The sequence below is a fragment of the Micromonospora sp. CNZ295 genome, from assembly GCF_004217535.1.
Genome location: NZ_SHKZ01000001.1, coordinates 1,146,198 through 1,164,429, shown reverse-complemented (window position 1 = coordinate 1,164,429; position 18,232 = coordinate 1,146,198). Strand labels below are relative to the sequence as shown.

Here is an 18,232-nt window from a genome sequence, read left to right as displayed (position 1 = left end):
GCACCGGCCCGGTGCTCGTCCTGACGCTGACCGGTCTCGTCCTCACCGCCGCCGTGCTGGCCGTCGGGCTCGCCACCACGGGATCGACGACGACCGACCGCGCCGCCGCCGGGTTGGCTGTCGCGGTGGGCCCTGCGCTCGTGGTCGCGGCCTGCACCGTCCGGCGCGTACGGCGTCTCCGGGCGGGTGCGGGCGCGTTCGCGGCGGCACCGCTCACGCCCGCCCCGCACGGTCTGCGCGGCGCCGCGGCCCACCCGCTGGTCGGGCTACCGCCGCAGCTCACCGGCCTGGCCGTGCTGCCGGCGGTGGTCGGTGCGCTCGGCCCCAACCTGCCGGCCGGCGCGACCGGCCCGGCGATCACCACCGGCGCGCTCGGCGTCGCGGTGCTCGGCGTACGCCATGCGTTGCGGCACAACCGGCTGGTGGAGCGGGCCCGGCCACCCGCGCCGGCGTCAGCGGGAACGGCCGGTGCCCTGCACGTACAGCAGCTCGAGGATGGCCCGGGTCGCCTCGAACCAGCGATCCAGCCAGCCCGGCGGGGGGACGCTGCCCTTCGGCGGCAGTTCCATCAGCAGGCCGCGCAGTAGCGGATGGTCGACCAGCGACTCGGCCTGTTCGGCCGACCAGCCGCCGGCCGGGTACGCGGGCTCGGTCAGCGGGTTGGGATCGAGGGAGGGCAGGGTGAGCGGGCCGGCCTGGTCCGGAGCGGACGCCCCCTCCCGCTCGGCGACCTCGGCGTCCGACGACACGACCTCGGTCAGCACGGTGTCCCGGCGCGCCCCGCGGTACTTGCCACCGAACCGCTCCGGCTTGCCCGGACCGTTGGTGAGGTTGTCTGACCCGATCGTCGTCATCCGTCTCGCCTGCCTCGCTCGGTTGCCGATCCGTGCGGCGATGTCGACCAGCGCCGTACCGACCGGTTCAACGAGACGGGACCGATGTGGCGACGGGACCGCTCGCCACTCGTGTCGGGCGGTGCGGACCCGGGCCACGCCCGGGCACGCCGGCCCCCCGTCCGGCCGGGCCGAACGGGGGGACGGCGGTCGTCGGTCAGTCCCGGCCGAAGGCGCCGCCGCGGGTGCCGGTGACGAAGGCACGCCACCCACCCGGGCTGAAGACCAGCGCCGGACCCGACCTGTCCTTCGAGTCCCGCACGCCGACCGCCCCCGTCACGTACGCCACCTCCACGCAGTTGTCGCAGTTCGGCCCGCTCTTCGAGCTCTTGAACCAGGTGGCCTGCGTCAGGTCCACGGGGAACTCCTTGGTCGCCATTTCCACAACGGCTCCTCTGCCAGTTTCGCGATGTGTGCGACGGACTCGTCGGGACGAATGGCGGCTGCGCGGATGTGATCGAAGATGAAGCTGTACTTCTGTAGTTCGTCGCTCTTCTCGAGGAAGAGCCCACCCGTGGCGTTCTCTGCGTACACGACATCCGGATCACCGGGCTCGGGGAAGCTCAGGATGGTGAAGGTCCCGTCCATGCCGGCGTGCGCACCCACCTCGAAGGGCAGGATCTGCAACGTCACGTTCGGCAGTTCGGCCACTTCCACCAGCCGTTTGAGCTGGTCACGCATGACTGTGTCCCCGCCAACCGGCCGGCTCACCACCGCCTCATCGAGCACCACCCACAGATCGACCGGATCATCCTGAGTCAGCAACGACTGACGGCCCAGCCGGACACGGACACGCTGTGCGACCTGCTCAGGCGTGAAATCAGGTCGGGCGGCGCGAATCATCGCGCTGGCGTACTCCTCGGTCTCCAGCAGACCCGGCACGACCTGCTGCTCGTACGCCCGGATGGAGCTGGCAGCCGCCTCCAGGCCGACGTACGCGCCCACCAGCACCGTGCTGTACGGATGCCACCAGCCCTTCTGCCGGGCTTCGCGGGCGATCTGCACCAGCTCGTCGCTCTCGGCGCCGACCACCCCGTAGATCCGGAGCATGTCCCGGACGTCCCGGGGTGTCGCCGAGGTGTGGCCGGTCTCGATGCGCGAAATCTTGGAGGCCGAGCACTCCAGCTGCTCCGCGACCGCCTCGATGGTGATGCCCGCCGCCTCGCGCTGCCGCCGCAGCTCCGCGCCCAGCCGACGGCGACGGATCGTCGGGCTCCGCCGCTCACTCACGGTGCCACCCCGGGTCACTCCTCGCGGTCACGCTGCACCCCGTCCCCCTCCACCTCGACTCGCCGCCCCACCCGGACCGACGGGTCCGAAGACGCGCCGGTGGACGGGCGTTCGCGGCGGTGGGTGGTGCCGGTCGTCGACCGGCCGCGACGGGCGAAACCGGTCCTCAGTGTGCCGTCCGAACGCGAACAGCTTCAAGCATTGCTTCGCGCGAATCGCTCGCGTATCGGCAAAAGTCGACGTGCAACTTGCATGTCGCACGCCGCTGATGCACTCTGTCCGTATGACGCGGGTCACTCACCGTCTCCGTCCGCTCCCCCGCCGTGGTGATCCCACGACACCAGGACGCGAGGCGGCGGGTGCACCCGTGTGGTGAGTACCAGACCTGCCCCGGGGTGATGACCCCACCGCTGCATGCCGGATGGCTGCGGCGGCGGGAGCGGTACCCGGAGCAGCCGGGTGTTGGTCGGGTGGCGGTCCAGCCACCAGCGGGTACGGCCCGACCACCACCAGCACCACCAGGAACGCCGGTTCACGAGGCACGACCCCGAGGCCCGGGCCACCAGACGTCCCCCACAAGCTCCCGCCGGCTCCGCCGCCGGCCTTCCCTCCCAGGAGCCCATGTGCTTCCCCGCTCCGGTGACGTACTACACGTGACTCGCGCGGCGAGTGTCCAGTTCCTCCGACCCATCACCTTCCGGGTGATCCGGGTCCTCGACTGGCCGACCTACGACGGTTGGCTCTGGCTCGACGGCTACGAGTTGAACGCTTCGGGGGACGCGGTCAGCCGGCGGTCGATCTTCGTCCAGCGGGACGGGCTGCACCAGGTCCAGGCCGCGCCGACGCGCCATCCGCACACCGTGCGGGCGCCGCGCCGGCCGGTTGCCCGGACCCCGGTCCGAGTGGGCTGACCTGCCGCGATCCGCCGCCGGGAGGGGGCCACCGACCTAGAATCGGTGGTACGCCCACCCCGGCAGTTCCACCCCGCGCGTCCAGGACCCCGAACCTGGGATGGCCATGGTCTATCAGCCCGCCGCGCGGCGGCACAGCTCCCGCATCGCCTACGCCTTCGGACTCCTGGCGCTCCTCGGCGCCGCCACCACGCTGGTGGTCGTGGTGCGCGACCCCGCTCTCTCCTCGACGCACCTGTCCGCGCCGGTCCCCGCGCCGGAGATCACCGTGGTCGAGGAGGAGCCCGCGTACTGGGACGAGACCGGACCGGACCCGTTCGCCGGCGACGACGACCTCGACGTACCCGCCGAGGCCCCGCCCGCCGACGGCGCGGGTGCCGCCCAGGCCGCCCACGCCACCCGGAACCCGGCTGAGGCCGTCCAGCGCTCACTGTTCTGGTCCGGGATCTTCGGACTGGCGATCTCGCTGGCCGGGCTCGGCCTGGTCGGCACGAGACGCCGGATGTGGTGAGCGCCGGTCAGGGGGTGGGAGTCGGTTCCGGGCTCGGCGTGACCGTCGGCGACGACGTCTCGGGACGGGACACCACGAGCGTGACCTCTTCTCCCTCCGGCACCAGCTCACCCGTCGCCGGCTCGGTGTCGATCACCGTCCCCGCCGGCCGGTCGGAGGTCCGGTACTCGATGCGGTAGCTCAGGCCGGCCCGATCGAGGATGGCCCGAGCGGTCGCCACCGGCAGGTTGACCACCGGCGGCATCGGCACCCCGGGCGGCGCCTCGGTGGGCGACGCGGAGGGGGAGGCGCTCGTCGGCGCGGCGGACGTCGGCGCGCGCGTCGTGGGGGACGCCCGGCTCACCGAGGCCGACGGCGAGGGCTCGGGCCCGGTCGGCTCGTCGTCCCGCGCGTCCAGCGCCAGCCAGAGGCCGACACCGAGCGCCCCGAGCAGGAGCAGGATGACCACGCCCCACAGGATCGGCGACCACCAGCGCCGCCCGCCCTGGTCCTCGGCGTACCAGTCGGTCGTCTCCCGGTACTCCGACGGTCGGGGCGGGGGTACCCCGGCACGACCCGACCACGGCGCCGGCCCTCCGGCGGGTGGCAGCGGTGCCGTGCTGCCCGTGGGAGCCGCCCGATCGGCCGGCATCGGTCTGGTCTCCTCACCGGTCGGCCCCGCCGGACGGTCCTCCGGGTGCGGCAGCCGCTGGGTACGGTCCGCGGGCTCCGCCGCGTCGCCACTCGGGGGCAGGGGACGGGTGTGGTCGTCGTGTCCTCCGGCGGGTGGCTCCTGGCGGTCGTCGCTCATCACCCGTCCTCCCTCGCGGCCTGCCGTCAACCTAGCGGCACCGAGGGGAATCGGCCGGGATCAGCGCGTCACGGGTTCGGCGACGGCGAACCACCGCCGTCGGCGGGGTCGCCGCACCACAGGGCGACCGGGTCACCCCAGGTCGCCCGGCTGCCGCCGGTCGGCTCCTGCTTGAGCACGGTGCCGCTGCGGCGCAACGTGTACACCACGCGGAAGCCCTCCTCGGCGAGCTCCTCGGCCGCCTCGGCGCAGTCGTCACCCGCCACGCCCGGCACCTGGACGGCCGGGGGCGGGCCGCTCACGTACAGCGTGACCGTCCGGCCCGGGTTCACCGCCGCGCCCGCCGCCGGGTAGGTGCGCTCCACCTCGCGCCCGGCGCCCCGGCCGAAGACCAGGCGCCAGCGCAACCCACGCCGCTCCAGCTCGTCCTGCGCGTCGTCGTAGTCCCGGCCGACCAGGACCGGCACGGTGACCCCCGAGGGCGACGTACGCGAGGGGGTGGCCGGCGCCGTGGTCTGGCGCACCGGGCCGGAGGTCACGGTTGGAGCGGTCGGTGTGGGGCTGCCGGTGGCCACCGGGTCCACCCGGTCGTCGTTCGCGCCGGCCAGGACCCAGCCGGCCGTCGCGCCCACGGCCGCGAGCAGCACCGTCGCCAGCCCGCCGCCGAGCACCAGGGTCAACCGGTCCGACCCCGTGCCGTGCCCCGTGTTCCCGTCCGTCATCGTCCACCGCCTCCGTCCCGGGCGACCGTACCCGCCCACCCCAACCGCGGTGCGTGACGGTCCGCGCTCAGCACTCGCCGCGCCGACCACGGGACGTTACGCTCCCCGGCATGGCGAGACGGGGCTGGGGAGGATCGATCACGACCGCGCTCGGCGTCGCGGCCGGCGCGGGCGCCGCCCAGCTGGGCTTCGGCTACGGGCTGGGCATCATCAACTGGGCGCCGCCACCGGACGGGGACGCCGCCGCGGCGGCCTGGACGGCCGGCCTGATCTGGGCCACCTGGATAGCCGCCACGTCGACCGTGCTCGGCGCGGTCTGGGCGCAGCGCCTGCGACGGCCCGGCCCGGCCGACGCGGCCGGCGGGATCAGCGACGCGGACACGGCCGGCACGGACCCACCCACCGGGGTAGGTGCCGAAGGCTCCCCCGACACGGGCGGCTCCGCCGGAACGGCCGCGGGTGTCGCCGCGGCCGCCGGTTCCGCGGGGTCGACGGGGACGTCGACCGCCCAGGCCCGTCCCGCGCCAGCGGTGACCCCGGTGGCCGCGGACTCCGCCGGCGCGACGCTGGGCTGGATCGCGCTCGCCGCAGCTGCCGGGATCGGCGCGCTCGTCACGGTGCTGCTGGCCGCCGTACCGGCCCGGATGGCCGTCGTGCCCGACGTCTCCGCGCCCCGCAACGTCGCCGCCGGGTACGCCGCACTGGGGGTGCTGGTCGGGGTCGCCGTCGCCGTGTGGGCGCTGCACTCCCGCGCCGCCGCCACCAACGTGATCGCCACCGTCGGCTGGCTCTGGCTGCTCGCCGTGGTGGCCGTGGTCGACGGAGTCCTCGCCGGGCGGGGGCTGACCAGCGCCCAGCTCGGCATCTGGCAGCTCAGCGGGGGCGGTCCGGGGCTGTGGATCCGCGACTGGTTCTACTGGCCCGGTGCCCTGCTGTCGCTGGGGTCCGCCCTGGTCATCGGCGTGCTGGCGGCCCGTCACGCGGCCCGGTACGCCGACCGCCGGGTAGGCGCCACCGCCTCCGGCGCGGCCGGCCCGCTCCTGGTCGCGGTCGCCTACCTGCTCGCCGTGCCGGGGCTGGCCGCCATCGACCCCGAGCAGGTCTCCGCGCACCTCATCGCCCCGTACGCCGTCGTCGTCGGTCTGGGCGGCTCGGCGCTGGTGGCGGCACTCGGCCAGCGGGCCGACCGCCGGTCCGCCGTGCCGGTGCCGGCGCAGCGGACCGGCCAGCCGGCGGACGCCGAGGGCGGGGACGCCGCGCCGACGCCCGCCGCCGGGACGCGTCGGTTCGGCCGCCGGAAGGATGGGGCCGGCACCGGAGCGGACGGCCCCGACCGCACCACCACCGACTCCGGTGGCCCGGCCGGCGGGACCGCTGCCGGCGGGTCCGACGACGCGAGCGGCACGTCGACGGCTTCCGGCGGCGCTTCCCGCCCCGGCCGCCGGACGGCCGCACGGACGAGCTCGGCGGGTGGGGACGCCACCGGCCGGGTGCCGACCCAGCGCACGCCCGAGACCGAGCCGACGGAGGAGTCCGACGCGGGCGGTCGCCGCGCCCGGTCGCCGCGCCAGAACCGTTGACGGCCGCCGGCCGGTCCGCGCCCCGAAAAGATCGCGCTGAACCGTCGTTGTAGTGGCCTCGCCGGTGCGGCGGTGCGGCGAGGCCACTACTTCCGCGATCGAGCGGGATCTTGCGGCGGAACGGCGCGAACGCCGGTCAGCCCACCGGCCAGGTGTGCACGGGTTCGTTGCTGCGCTGCAGCTCGGCGTACCGCTGGAGCATGTGATGCAGGGCCGCCGCCCGGTCCATGTTCCGGTGCCGCTCGGCCGACCACACCGTCTCGGTCTGCCAGGCCGCGCCGTTGCGCCCGGTCCGGCAGCGCTGCTCGATGACGCCGAGCAGCCGGTCCCGCTCGGCCGGGGCCACCCCGAACCGGTCCAGCCCGGTCGCGGCCGTCGGCAGCAGGACGTCGAGGACGAGTCTGGCCACCGGTACCTCGCCGAGCCGCGGCCAGTGCAGCACGGCGTTCATGCCCCGGCGGGCGGCGGCGTGGAAGTTCTCCTCGGCCGAGCTGAACGTCAGTTGGCTCCAGATGGGACGGTCGGCCTCCGCGAGGCCCCGGGCCAGCCCGAAGTAGAAGGCGGCGTTGGCCAGCATGTCGACCACGGTGGGACCGGCGGGCAGGACCCGGTTCTCGACCCGGAGGTGCGGGCGGCCGTTCATGATGTCGTACACCGGGCGGTTCCAGCGGTAGACCGTCCCGTTGTGCAGGCGCAGCTCGCCGAGTTGGGGCACACCGCCGGCGTGCAGCACCTCCACCGGGTCCTCCTCCTCGCAGATCGGCAGCAGCGGAGGGAAGTAGCGGACGTTCTCCTCGAAGAGGTCGAAGATCGAGGTGATCCACCGCTCGCCGAACCAGACCCGGGGCCGGACGCCCTGGGCCTTCAGCTCGTCCGGCCGGGTGTCGGTCGCCTGCTGGAACAGGGCGATCCGGGTCTCCGCCCAGAGCTGGCGGCCGTAGAGGTAGGGCGAGTTGGCGCCGACCGCGACCTGAGCGGCGGCGATGGCCTGCGAGGCGTTCCAGTAGTCCGCGAAGCTGTCCGGCGCGACCTGGAGGTGGAACTGGAGGCTCGTGCAGGCCGCCTCGGGCGCGATCGAGTCGGTGTGGGTCTGCAGCCGCTCGATGCCGCGGATGTCGAGCTCGATGTCCTCGCCGCGGGCGCCGACGATCTGGTCGTTGAGCACCCGGTACCGCTCGTTGGTGGAGAGGTTGTCGGCGACCAGGTGCCGCTCGGTGAGCGTGGGCAGGATCCCGACCAGGACGATCTTCGCGTCGGACTTCGCGGCCCGTTCGTCGGCCCGGGCGAGACTGCTGCGGAGGTCGTGCTCGTAGTCGGCGAAGCCGGTGCCCTCGATCAGCCGGGGCAGCGCGTTCAGTTCGAGGTTGAACTGGCCCAGCTCGGTCTGGAAGAGGGGATCGGCGATGTCGGCGAGGATCTCCTCGTTGCGCATCGCCGGCTCGGCGGCGGAGTCGACCAGGTTCAGCTCGATCTCCAGGCCGGTCATCGGCCGGTCGGCGTCGAAGCCGAAGTCGTCCAGCATCAGCGCGAAGACGTCGAGGCAGCGGCGTACCTTTTGCCGGTAGCGGACCCGGTCCTCCCGGGAGAAGGCACCCTGCGCGACTTCCCTGCCCATGTGCCCTCCCGGCGCCCGACGCGACGGAACGATGCCGTTCCGCAGCGCATTGTGAACCATTTACGGTAGGAGCACCGAGCGGCACCGGCCAGTGGTCGCACCCGACCGTCGTGGGTCACGCGGGCACCGACGTCCTCCTGGCAGGCATCTCTACCCCGCCGGGCTCGCGGGCATCGCCGCGACCCCACGAACCTGTGGTGACAAATCGCACCCGACGCGAACGGGCCCGCGCCGTGGTGCGGCGCGGGCCCGACGGGTACGGCGTTGAGCGTCAGGCCTGCCGGATGGCCTCGCCCTCGATCTCGATCTTGACCTTCTTGCCGACCAGCACACCGCCGGTCTCCAGGGCGACGTTCCAGGTCAGGCCGAACTCCTCGCGGTCGATCTCGGTGCTCGCCGAGAAGCCGAAGATGTCCTGACCGAACGGGCTGCGGCCGACGCCCTCGAACTCGACCTCCAGGTCGACGGTGCGGGTGACGTCCTTGATGGTCAGCTCGCCGGTGAGGACGAACTCGTTGCCGTCGCGGGACTTCACGCCGGTGCTGCGGAACTCCAGCGTCGCGAACTTCTCGACGTCCAGGAACTCCGGGCTGCGCAGGTGCGCGTCCCGGTCGGCCTGGGCGGTGTCGATGCTGGCGGCCTGGATCGTGGCCGTGACCGAGGACTGCATCGGGTCCTCGCCGACGGTGATGGTGGCGGTGGCGTCGGTGAACTCACCGCGTACCTTACTCACCATCATGTGTCGCGCGACGAAGCCCACGCGCTTGTGGGCGGCGTCGAGCACGTAGGTGCCGGCGGCGGGGATCGTGAGGCCGTCCCAGTCGCGGGTAACCGACTCGGTGCTGCTGGTCATGGGTAATGCCCTCCGGGGAAGATTGTTGAGTAGCCCAACGACTGCCTCAGCAACTATAGCGTCAACAATATTCCGTGTGTCAAGTACTGCTAGGATGGCCGCGTGAACCAGAACGTGTTCGACGACCCCCGGATCACCGCCGTCGGCCTGCTCGTCGAGGCGTACGCCGGGCTGTCGGCCCGGTTCGCCGCCCAGTTCGAGGAGCACGGGCTCTCGTCGGTGGAGTTCGAGGTGCTCACCCGGCTCGCCCGCTCCCCGGGCAACCAACTACGGATGACCGACCTCGCCGCGCAGACCTCCCTGTCCACGAGCGGGGTCACCCGCGTGGTCGACCGGATGGAACGCGACGGGCTGCTGACCCGGCGTGCCTGCGCGTCCGACCGCCGCAGCTCGTACGCCGTGGTCACCGCCAGCGGCCTGAAGCGGCTGGACGAGGTGCTACCGGGTCATCTGCGGATCATCGAGGAGTGGTTCACCGGCCAGCTGGACCCGGAGTCCCTGACGGCACTCCTCGACGGGCTGCGCCGGGTACGTGACGCCGTCCACCCCGGTGCCACCGCCGGCAGCACCGACCCGCTCCCGACCGGTCGTGCCGAGCCCGCCGGCCACCCCTGACCTGTCTCGTCCGCAGCGACCGCGGGTCGGGCCGGACCCGTCCGGGCGCGGCCGCAAGCACCGGCAGAAAGACCGGCAGAACTGCCGGGCAGCCGGGAGATAGGCGATCAAACCGGGCAGTCGTGATCGCCCGCGCTGACTAGTCTTCGTGCAGCGGGGACGCACCGGGGGGAAACGGCGCGAGCGATGAGCAAGGGGTAGCAAGAGGGGGCTTCGTCGCTCGCGCCACCCCCGGCCCCGTCCGTGCCGGCCGCGCCGAGCAGCACCGAGCCGGCGGAGGGTCACGGCCGGCGGATCGCGGCCAGGGCGTACAGCAGCTCCGCCTCCTGCGGCAGCAGGCGGATGCCGCTCTCCCGGCAGACCGCGTCCAGCCGGTCGAGCACGGCCGGGTCCCCGGTGCTCGCGGCCAGCCCCACCAGCGCCTCCACCAGGTCCCGCCGGTCCTGGCTGTCGGCGCCCGCCTCCGCCGCGGCGACGAACCACTCGGCTGCCAGATCCCGCTCGCCCCGGTGCAGCGCCAGGGTGCCCTCGATCAACGCGCAGATCCCGTCGGCCGGGGCCCGGTCCCGCCCGGCCAGCCAGCCCGCCGCACCCGGCGTGGAGCCGTTCCCGGACCAGCCCGGGCCGGGCTCGGCCGGGCGCAACCCGGCCAGCACCTCGGCGGCCTCCGCCGCACGACCGTCCTGCGCCAGCGCCAACCCCACCGTGCCCAGCACGCGGCGGCGGTGGCCCGGATCACCCAGCCCGGCCAACGCCGCCAGCGTCTGCCGTCCCCGCTCCACGGCGTCGGCGTACCGGCCCTCGAGACGGGACACCTCGGCGAGATTGGCCTGAGCGAGTGCCTTCAGCCGCTGCTCCCCGCACTGCGTGGCGAGCCGGTCGACGGCCGCCAGGCGGCGTCGGGCGGCGGCCAGGTCGCCGGTCCGGATGCCGTGCCAGGCGAGGTTGTTCTGCGCCACCGCCATGTCGCGGGTCCGCCCGTGCCGGGTGGCCAGCGCCAGCACCGCCTCGGCCTGCTCCCGCGCCTCGTCGGGGGCGCCCGTCCCGACGAGCAGCGCGCACAGCACCGTCCGGGCCTCCAGCTCGCCGGTGACGTCGCCCGCCTCGTGGAACGCGGCCAGCGCCGTCCGGGCCGCGGGCACCTCCTCGGCGCCCGCGCCGTGCTCCGCGGCCAGGCGGGCCACGCCCAGGGACGCCCAGGCCCGCAGCACCGGATCGGCGTCGGCGGTACGCGGATCGGCCAGCAGCCGCCGCAGCCACTGCCGGCCCGCGACGTCCCGCCCCCGGAACCGCCACCACCGGGTGAGCCCGGCGGCCAGACTCAGCGCGGTCACCGGATCGTCGACCGCGGCGTGCGCCAGGGCGGTGCTGATGTCGCCGCTGACGTCGTCCAGCCGGTGCACCGCCGCGGTCAGCCGGACCCCGACCAGGTCGGGTGCGGTCCGGTCGACCAGCCGGGCCATGGCGCGGGCGTGCCGCCGCCGTACGCAGGTGAGCTCCCCGGCGCCGGCGGCCTGCTCGGTGGCGAAGTCGCGGACGGCGTCGAGCAGGCGGAACCGGAACGGTCCGGTCCCGCGTACGCTGAGCAGCCCCAACTGGAGCAGCCGGTCCAGCAGCGGCACCGGATCGGCCACCACCGCTCCGGCCGGGTCGGTGTCGTCGGCGAGCACCTCCTCGGCCAGTTCGATCGACCAGCGGTTGCCGAAGACGGCGAGCCGGCGCAGGGCGGCCTGCTCCTCGGGCGCGAGGAGCAGGTAGCTGGTCGCGACCGCGTCCCGCAGCGTCTCGGCCACCGCCACCCCGGCGCCCTCGGCCCGGCCGGCGTCGGCGCCGTCCCAGCCCGGCCGCTCGGCCGCCCCGGACGAGGTGGTGAGGTCGAGGACGCGGTCGCCGTACCGGTCGAGCAGCTCGTTGAGGTCGAGGATCCGGCCCCGCGCCGCCATCAGTTCGATGGCCAGGGGCAGGCCGCCCAGGCGGCGGACCAGCCGAGCCAGCGCCGGCAGCTCGGCCGGGGTCGGCGGGTCGGGGCGTACCTGGGCGAGGCGGGCCGCGAACAGGGCGACCGCCGGGTAGCCGGCGAGGATTCCGGGGCCGGCGTGGTCGCTGCCCGGCGGCGGCACGTCGAGCGGCGCCACCGGGCGGACCCGCTCGCCGCGCAGCCCGACCGGGTGCCGCCCGGTGACCAGCACCCGGAGCGACGGCGCCCCGGCCCACAGCCGGCTCACCGTCTCCGCGACCGGATCGGGGGCCCGCTCCACCGCGTCCATGATGAGCAGGGCCGGGCGGCCGGCGAGGAGGGCGGCCAGGTCGGGGAGCCGGGCCACCCCGAACACCGCGACCGAGGCGGCGAGCACGTCCGCCGCGTCCGACCCCTCACCGATCAGGACGCCGGCCACGCCGCCCGGGTGGTGCGCGGCCACCGCGTGGGCCGCCGCCAGGGCCAGCGCGGTCTTGCCGACGCCGGCCAGCCCGACGAGGCTGACCAGCCGGGGGGCGGGTTCGTCGGTGAGCATCCCCACCAGGTCGGCGACGTCCCGTTCCCGGCCGATCAGCTCGGCGGCGGGCGGCAGCGCGACCGGCGTCACGACGGCTTCGTCGTACGCGGGCGACTCGGGCTCCGGAGCGCGGGGCACCGGCAGGGGCCGGGCGGCGGCGACGAACGCCGACCGGGCCGGCCCGGCCAACTCCAGCGCGTCCGCGATCAGGTCGACGGTCGTCCGCTGCGGGCGCAGGGAGCGACCCCGCTCCAGGTCGCGGACGGTCCGGATGCCGATGCCGGCCCGGGACGCCAGCTCGGCCTGGGTCAGGCCGGCGGCGAGCCGGTGCCCGCGGAGCAGGTCGGGCAGCCCTCCGCCACCCGGTCTCCGCGACCGATCATGATCCGGGGTCATGGGCAGGAAGGGTACGGACACCCCCCGACCATCGACAGGCCATCGTCGCCCTGCCGACGCCCCGCTGCGGAAATCCGACAGCGGAAGCGGTCAGCCGCCGGATACCGGAGCCCCCGTCAGAGCCCCAGGTCCCGAGCGATGATCATGCGCTGCACCTCGGACGTCCCCTCGCCGATCTCCAGGATCTTCGAGTCCCGCCAGAAGCGGGCCACCGGGTACTCGTTCATGAAGCCGTAGCCGCCGTGGATCTGCGTCGCCTCCCGGGCGTTGTCGACCGCGATGGTGCTGGCGTGCAGCTTGGCGATCGCCGCCTGGCGCTTGAACGGCTCCCCGGCGAGCATCCGCGCGGCGGCGTCGTAGTACGCGAGCCGGGCGGTGTGCGCCTTCAGCTCCATGTCCGCGATCTTGAACTGGATCGCCTGGTTGGCCCCGATCGGCCGGCCGAAGGCGTGCCGCTCCTTCGCGTACTTGATCGACTCGTCCACGCAGCCCTGCGCGAGACCGACGGCGAGCGCCGCGATGGCGATCCGCCCCTCGTCCAGGATCCGCAGGAACTGCGCGAAACCGCGCCCCCGCTCGCCGAGCAGGTTCGCCGCCGGCACCCGGCAGTCGTCGAAGGTCAGCTCGTGGGTGTCCGAGGCGGTCCAGCCCACCTTCGAGTAGCCCGGTGCCACCGTGAAGCCCGGCGTTCCGGTGGGCACGATGATCGTGGACAGCTCCTTGGAGCCGTCCGGCTTGGTGCCGGTGACCGCGGTGACCGTGACCAGCGCGGTGATGTCGGTGCCGGAGTTGGTGATGAACGCCTTCGATCCGTTGATCACCCACTCGTCGCCGTCCAGGACCGCCCTCGTCTGGGTGCCGCCGGCGTCCGACCCGAAGCCGGGCTCGGTCAGCCCGAAGCCCGCGAGGGCCTCGCCGGTGAGCAGCTTCGGCAGCCACTGCGCCTTCTGCTCGTCCGTGCCGAAGCGGTGGATGGGCATCGCGCCGAGGGAGACCGCCGCCTCGAGGGTGATCGCCACGCTGGAGTCGACCCGGGCCAGCTCCTCCAGCGCGAGGCAGAGCGCGAAGTAGTCACCGCCCATGCCGCCGTGCTCCTCCGGGAAGGGCAGGCCGAACAGGCCCATCTTGCCCATCTGGCGGATCACGTCGTACGGGAAGGTGTGCCGCCCGTAGTGCTCGGCGATGACCGGTGCGACCACCTCGCGGGCGAATTCCCGCACGCTCGCCCGCAGCGCCTCGTGCTCCTCGGTGAGCCGGAAGTCCATGGGTTCCTCCTGTATGGAAGGCCCGTCGGGCGCTCGTGACGCCGGAACGGGGGGTGCGCGGGTGCGCTCGGGTCAGACGGGGGTGACGCCGTGCCGGCGCTTCGAGAAGTGGCGGTCCTTGCCGCGGGCGGCGGCGAAGCGGCGGATCAGCTCGGAACGCAGCTCGTGCGGCTCGACGATCGCGTCGACCACCAGTTCGCTGGCGAGCCGGACGATGTCGATGTCCCGCTCGTACTCCTCGCGCTTCGCCGCGACGAACGCGGCCCGCTCGGTCTCGTCCATGATCGCGGCGATCTTGTTGGCGTAGACGGCGTTGACCGCCGCCTCCGCGCCCATCACCGCGATCTTCGCGGTGGGCAGGGCGATCGTGGCGTCCGGCTCGAAGCCGGGTCCGGCCATCGCGTAGAGGCCGGCGCCGTACGCCTTGCGGACCACCACGCAGATCTTGGGTACGGTCGCCTCGGAGATCGCGGTGATCATCTTGGCGCCGTGGCGGATGATGCCCTGCTTCTCCACGGCGCTGCCGACCATGAAGCCGGGCACGTCGGACAGGAACAGCAACGGGACGTTGAAGGCGTCGCAGAGCTGCACGAACCGGGTCGCCTTGTCGGCCGAGTCGACGAAGAGCACCCCGCCCTTGAACATCGAGTTGTTGCCGACCACGCCGACGACCTCGCCGCCCAGCCGGCCGAAGCCGATGGTCAGCTCCTTGGCCCACAGCGCCTGGATCTCGAAGAAGCTGCCCTCGTCGAGCAGGCCCTTCGCGTACCGGCGCATGTCGAACGCCTGCCGCTCGCTGGCCGGCACCAGCCCGGCGAGGTCCGCCTTCGCCGGCGCCTCGACCGGCTCGGCCTTCGGCGGCGCCTGGGTCCAGTTCGTCGGCAGGTACGACAGGTAGCGCTGCACCACGTCGAGCGCCTCGGCCTCGGTCTTGCAGAGGAAGTGCCCGACGCCGGACTCGGCGCAGTGCACCTTCGCCCCGCCCATCGCCTCCAGCGTCGTCTTCTCGCCGGTGACCATCTCGACCATCCGGTCCGAGCCGAGGTACATGCTGGCGTTGCCGTCGACCATGGCGACCACGTCGCAGAAGGCCGGAATGTACGCCCCGCCGGCCGCGCTCGGCCCGAACAGCGCGCAGACCTGGGGGATCGAGCCGGACGCGCGGACCTGGTTCCAGAAGATCTTCCCGGCGCCGCGCCGGCCGGGGAACAGGTCGACCTGGTCGGTGATCCGGGCGCCGGCCGAGTCGACCAGGTAGACCATCGGGACGCCGGTCGTGTACGCCCGCTCGATGATCCGGATGATCTTCTCGACGGTACGGGCGCCCCAACTGCCCGCCTTGACGGTGGAGTCGTTGGCCATCAGGCAGACCGGCCGGCCGTCGATGGTGGCGGTGCCGGTGACCACGCCGTCGGCGGGCAGGCCCTCGGCCCGCGCGTTGGCGTAGAGGCCGTCCTCGACGAAGGAGCCCTCGTCGACCAGCAGCGCGACCCGCTCCCGGGCGAAGAGCTTGCCCTTCGCGGCGTTCGCCGCGTGGTACTTGTCCGCACCGCCGGCTCTGGCGCGCTTGCGAAGCTGCTCCAGTGCCTCACCGTCGAGCGTCACGCCGACTCCCTGTTTGCCGCCCTGTGCCGGCTCCGCCTCGCGAGCGAACCGACCTGAACGATCGTTAGGTTAGCGCACGGCGCGACCTCACGGCAGCCCGTCCCGCCCGACCCCCGCCGTCCGACCCGGCCGGGTTGATCCACTCGGCATGCCGCAGGTCGCGGTGCCCCGGCCCGTGGACGCCCCGAATTGCCGTAACCGGAGTCGATCATCCCCCGGCGAGCGGGGTCAGGCCGGGAGCGGGGTCAGGCCGGGAGCGGGGTCAGGCGGGTTCGCGGGCCGGCTCGGAGGACACCGCTCGGGAGGGTCTTCCCGGTCAGGCGCTCGGCCAACTCGGCCACCTCGACCAGGGCGTCCAGGTCGATCCCGGTGTCGATGCCCATGTCGTGCAGCATGTGCACGGCCTCCTCGGTGGCGAGGTTGCCGCTGGCACCCGGCGCGTACGGGCAGCCGCCCAGGCCCCCGACGCTCGCGTCGAACTCGGTCACGCCCAGGTCGAGGGCGGTGAGCAGGTTCGCCAGCGCGGTGCCCCGGGTGTTGTGGAAGTGCAGCAGCACCGGGACGTGGGCGTTGCGGTCGCGTACCGCCGTCAACAGCTCGCGGACCCGGCGCGGCGTGCCCATGCCGGTGGTGTCGCCGAACGCCACCCGGTCGGCGCCGTCGCGAACCACCCGGTCCACGATCCCGGCGACCCGGGCCGGGTCGACGTCACCCTCGTACGGGCAGCCGAAGCTGGTGGCGACGATGACCTCGGCCCGGGCACCGGCGCCGTGCAGCAGGTCGATCAGCTCGGCGATGTCGTCCAGCGACTCGTCCGTGGAGCGGTTGACGTTGCGCCGGTTGTGCGTGTCACTGGCCGACACCACCACCTCGATCTCGGTGAAGCCGGCCGCCAGGGCCCGCTGCGCGCCCCGCGTGTTCGGGACCAGGGCCGAGTAGCGGACCCCGTCCACCTTCTCCGCCCGCTGCCAGACCTCGTCCGCGTCGGCCATCTGCGGGATCGCCTTCGGGTGCACGAACGACACCGCCTCGATCCGCCGCACCCCGGTACGGGAGAGCGCGTCGAGCAGTCGCACCTTCGCGTCGGTCGGGATCGGTTCCTCGTTCTGGAGCCCGTCCCGCGGCCCGACCTCCCGAATCGACACCGACGTTGGCATCTCCGCCATGAGCGATCACCCCACTGTGACCCAGTTGCCGTGCTGACCACCCCAGCATCCCACCCGCCCGGCCAAACCTCGTTGATCATGAAGTTACAGCCCTCGACCACGGCGTGTCGCAGCTACCACTTCGCGATCAACGCGGGCGGGCGGGGGCGGCGCGCAAACTGGGGGGCGCGCGGTCAGCGCATGCGGGGGACGATGGTGGTGTCGTAGTCGCCCGAGAGGAACTCGGCGTTCGCCAGGAGTTCGGTGAAGAAGGGGAGGTTGTTCTTCGGGCCCACCAGCTCGAACTGCGCCACCGCGGTCCTCGCGCGGTCGATCGCCTCCGACCGGGTGGCGCCGCTGACGATGAGCTTGGCCATCAGGCTGTCGTAGAACGGGGTGACCGTGTTGCCGGCCACGTACCCGGAGTCGACGCGTACGCCCTCGCCGGCCGGCTCGACCCAGGTCGTGATCGCGCCCGGCCCGGGCAGGAAGCGCTTCGGGTCCTCGGCGTTGATCCGCAGCTCGATCGCGTGCCCGCGCGGCGCCAGCGCGTCCGGGTCGAACGTCGGCGCCAGCCCGGCGGCCACCCGCAGCTGCTCCTCGACCAGGTCGACCCCGTAGACCAGCTCGGTCACCGGGTGCTCCACCTGGAGGCGGGTGTTCATCTCCAGGAAGAAGAACTCCCCGGTGGTCGGGTCGAGCAGGCACTCGACCGTGCCGGCGTTCCGGTAGCCGACCGCCTCACCCGCGCGGACGGCCGCCGCGAGCAGGCGCGACCGGAGCTCCGGCGAGACCGCCGGGGACGGCGACTCCTCGACCAGCTTCTGGTTGCGCCGCTGCACCGAGCACTCGCGCTCGCCAAGGGCCACCACCCGGCCGTCGGCCAGGCCGAGGATCTGCACCTCGACGTGGCGCACCCGGGGGAAGTACCGCTCGATCAGCACCGAGCCGTCGCCGAACATCCGCTCGGCGAACGACCGCACCTTGTCGTACTCGGTGCGCAGGGCGGCCTCGTCGAGGGCGACGCCCATGCCCATGCCGCCACCGCCGGCCGCGGCCTTGACCATCACCGGGTAGCCGATCTCGGCCGCCGCGGTGACCGCCGCGGCCAGGTCGGCCGCCGGGTCGGTGGTGCCCGGCGCGACCGGGACCCCGGCCGCCGCCATCAGGTTCCGGGCATTGATCTTGTCGCCCATCGCGGTGATCGCGTCCGCGCCGGGCCCGACCCAGATCAGGCCGCTGGCCCCGACCGTACGCGCGAAGTCCGCGTTCTCCGACAGGAAGCCGTAGCCGGGGTGGATCGCCTGCGCCCCGGTGGACTTCGCGGCGGCGAGGATGGCCTCGACGTTCCGGTAGCTCTGGGCCGGGTTCGCCGGGCCCACGCAGACCGCCTCGTCGGCCTCGGTCACGAACGGCAGGCCGGCGTCGGCCTCCGAGTGCACCGCGATCGCACGGACACCGAGCCGCTTGGCGGTACGGATGATCCGGCGGGCGATCTCGCCCCGATTGGCGACCAGCAGCGACTCGATCATGTTTCCTCCAGCGTCCCGGGCGTCGAACGGAAGCCAGGGAACCATGCCACGCCGGTTACTGACGAGTCAGCGGC

16 protein-coding genes are annotated in these 18,232 nt (G+C 73.6%); 4 read left to right on the top strand and 12 right to left on the bottom strand.

Going from position 1 to position 18,232, the window contains the following annotated elements:
- Positions 1–452 precede the first annotated feature (452 nt).
- The 3 genes from EV376_RS05505 to EV376_RS05495 form a co-directional block, all read right to left on the bottom strand.
- The gene (locus EV376_RS05505; RefSeq protein ID WP_130321060.1) at positions 453–854 is read right to left on the bottom strand and encodes a hypothetical protein; all 402 of its coding nucleotides are present in this window, start codon (positions 852–854) and stop codon (positions 453–455) included.
- A gap of 196 nt (positions 855–1,050) precedes the next feature.
- Positions 1,051–1,272, bottom strand: coding sequence for a DUF397 domain-containing protein (locus tag EV376_RS05500; RefSeq protein WP_130321059.1), 222 nt, complete (start codon positions 1,270–1,272; stop codon positions 1,051–1,053).
- Positions 1,242–2,123, bottom strand: coding sequence for a Scr1 family TA system antitoxin-like transcriptional regulator (locus EV376_RS05495; protein WP_130321058.1), 882 nt, complete (start codon positions 2,121–2,123; stop codon positions 1,242–1,244). The genes EV376_RS05500 and EV376_RS05495 overlap by 31 nt, the downstream gene beginning before the upstream one ends.
- A gap of 623 nt (positions 2,124–2,746) precedes the next feature.
- Between EV376_RS05495 and EV376_RS05490 the strand changes: the two genes are divergently transcribed.
- On the top strand, positions 2,747–3,034 hold the full coding sequence (locus tag EV376_RS05490; protein ID WP_130321057.1) for a hypothetical protein: 288 nt from the start codon (positions 2,747–2,749) through the stop codon (positions 3,032–3,034).
- 100 nt (positions 3,035–3,134) lie between these two features.
- Complete coding sequence (locus EV376_RS05485) at positions 3,135–3,545, top strand: hypothetical protein (RefSeq protein ID WP_207228056.1); 411 nt, start codon at positions 3,135–3,137, stop codon at positions 3,543–3,545.
- Between the two features lie 7 nt (positions 3,546–3,552).
- Here the strand turns inward: EV376_RS05485 and EV376_RS05480 are convergent, their stop codons facing one another.
- Positions 3,553–4,335 (bottom strand): PASTA domain-containing protein, encoded by a 783-nt coding sequence (locus tag EV376_RS05480; protein ID WP_130321055.1) that lies wholly within the window; start codon positions 4,333–4,335, stop codon positions 3,553–3,555.
- 68 nt (positions 4,336–4,403) lie between these two features.
- A complete protein-coding gene (locus tag EV376_RS05475) occupies positions 4,404–5,057 on the bottom strand; it encodes a PASTA domain-containing protein (protein WP_130321054.1) in 654 nt (217 codons plus the stop codon).
- Between the two features lie 110 nt (positions 5,058–5,167).
- Between EV376_RS05475 and EV376_RS05470 the strand changes: the two genes are divergently transcribed.
- Positions 5,168–6,637: a hypothetical protein gene (locus EV376_RS05470; protein WP_130321053.1), complete on the top strand. Its 1,470-nt coding sequence runs from the start codon at positions 5,168–5,170 to the stop codon at positions 6,635–6,637.
- A gap of 136 nt (positions 6,638–6,773) precedes the next feature.
- Here the strand turns inward: EV376_RS05470 and EV376_RS05465 are convergent, their stop codons facing one another.
- Positions 6,774–8,252, bottom strand: coding sequence for a glutamate-cysteine ligase family protein (locus tag EV376_RS05465; protein ID WP_130321052.1), 1,479 nt, complete (start codon positions 8,250–8,252; stop codon positions 6,774–6,776).
- A gap of 271 nt (positions 8,253–8,523) precedes the next feature.
- Positions 8,524–9,105: a YceI family protein gene (locus EV376_RS05460; protein ID WP_130321051.1), complete on the bottom strand. Its 582-nt coding sequence runs from the start codon at positions 9,103–9,105 to the stop codon at positions 8,524–8,526.
- Between the two features lie 102 nt (positions 9,106–9,207).
- Here EV376_RS05460 and EV376_RS05455 point away from each other — a divergent pair, with 102 nt between their 5' ends.
- A complete protein-coding gene (locus EV376_RS05455; RefSeq protein ID WP_130321050.1) occupies positions 9,208–9,720 on the top strand; it encodes a MarR family transcriptional regulator in 513 nt (170 codons plus the stop codon).
- A gap of 281 nt (positions 9,721–10,001) precedes the next feature.
- Here EV376_RS05455 and EV376_RS05450 read toward each other — a convergent pair whose 3' ends face one another.
- The 5 genes from EV376_RS05450 to EV376_RS05430 form a co-directional block, all read right to left on the bottom strand.
- On the bottom strand, positions 10,002–12,611 hold the full coding sequence (locus EV376_RS05450; RefSeq protein WP_130328533.1) for a helix-turn-helix domain-containing protein: 2,610 nt from the start codon (positions 12,609–12,611) through the stop codon (positions 10,002–10,004).
- 116 nt (positions 12,612–12,727) lie between these two features.
- A complete protein-coding gene (locus tag EV376_RS05445; RefSeq protein ID WP_130321049.1) occupies positions 12,728–13,876 on the bottom strand; it encodes an acyl-CoA dehydrogenase family protein in 1,149 nt (382 codons plus the stop codon).
- Between the two features lie 72 nt (positions 13,877–13,948).
- Positions 13,949–15,481: an acyl-CoA carboxylase subunit beta gene (locus EV376_RS05440; protein WP_130321048.1), complete on the bottom strand. Its 1,533-nt coding sequence runs from the start codon at positions 15,479–15,481 to the stop codon at positions 13,949–13,951.
- Between the two features lie 245 nt (positions 15,482–15,726).
- Positions 15,727–16,647, bottom strand: a complete 921-nt coding sequence (locus EV376_RS05435; RefSeq protein ID WP_130321047.1) for a hydroxymethylglutaryl-CoA lyase — start codon at positions 16,645–16,647, stop codon at positions 15,727–15,729.
- A 173-nt stretch (positions 16,648–16,820) separates the two neighbouring features.
- Positions 16,821–18,158, bottom strand: a complete 1,338-nt coding sequence (locus tag EV376_RS05430) for an ATP-binding protein (protein WP_130321046.1) — start codon at positions 18,156–18,158, stop codon at positions 16,821–16,823.
- Between the last annotated feature and the right edge of the window lie 74 nt (positions 18,159–18,232).

What these genes read in the sequence shown, in the direction of transcription:
- EV376_RS05505 (WP_130321060.1), bottom strand. Translation starts at nt 854, where the DNA reads ATGACGACGATCGGGTCAGACAACCTCACCAACGGTCCGGGCAAGCCG.
- EV376_RS05460 (WP_130321051.1), bottom strand. Translation starts at nt 9,105, where the DNA reads ATGACCAGCAGCACCGAGTCGGTTACCCGCGACTGGGACGGCCTCACG.
- EV376_RS05450 (WP_130328533.1), bottom strand. Translation starts at nt 12,611, where the DNA reads ATGACCCCGGATCATGATCGGTCGCGGAGACCGGGTGGCGGAGGGCTG.
- EV376_RS05475 (WP_130321054.1), bottom strand. Translation starts at nt 5,057, where the DNA reads ATGACGGACGGGAACACGGGGCACGGCACGGGGTCGGACCGGTTGACC.
- EV376_RS05480 (WP_130321055.1), bottom strand. Translation starts at nt 4,335, where the DNA reads ATGAGCGACGACCGCCAGGAGCCACCCGCCGGAGGACACGACGACCAC.
- EV376_RS05445 (WP_130321049.1), bottom strand. Translation starts at nt 13,876, where the DNA reads ATGGACTTCCGGCTCACCGAGGAGCACGAGGCGCTGCGGGCGAGCGTG.
- EV376_RS05470 (WP_130321053.1), top strand. Translation starts at nt 5,168, where the DNA reads ATGGCGAGACGGGGCTGGGGAGGATCGATCACGACCGCGCTCGGCGTC.
- EV376_RS05435 (WP_130321047.1), bottom strand. Translation starts at nt 16,647, where the DNA reads ATGGCGGAGATGCCAACGTCGGTGTCGATTCGGGAGGTCGGGCCGCGG.
- EV376_RS05500 (WP_130321059.1), bottom strand. Translation starts at nt 1,272, where the DNA reads ATGGCGACCAAGGAGTTCCCCGTGGACCTGACGCAGGCCACCTGGTTC.
- EV376_RS05485 (WP_207228056.1), top strand. Translation starts at nt 3,135, where the DNA reads ATGGCCATGGTCTATCAGCCCGCCGCGCGGCGGCACAGCTCCCGCATC.
- EV376_RS05430 (WP_130321046.1), bottom strand. Translation starts at nt 18,158, where the DNA reads ATGATCGAGTCGCTGCTGGTCGCCAATCGGGGCGAGATCGCCCGCCGG.
- EV376_RS05465 (WP_130321052.1), bottom strand. Translation starts at nt 8,252, where the DNA reads ATGGGCAGGGAAGTCGCGCAGGGTGCCTTCTCCCGGGAGGACCGGGTC.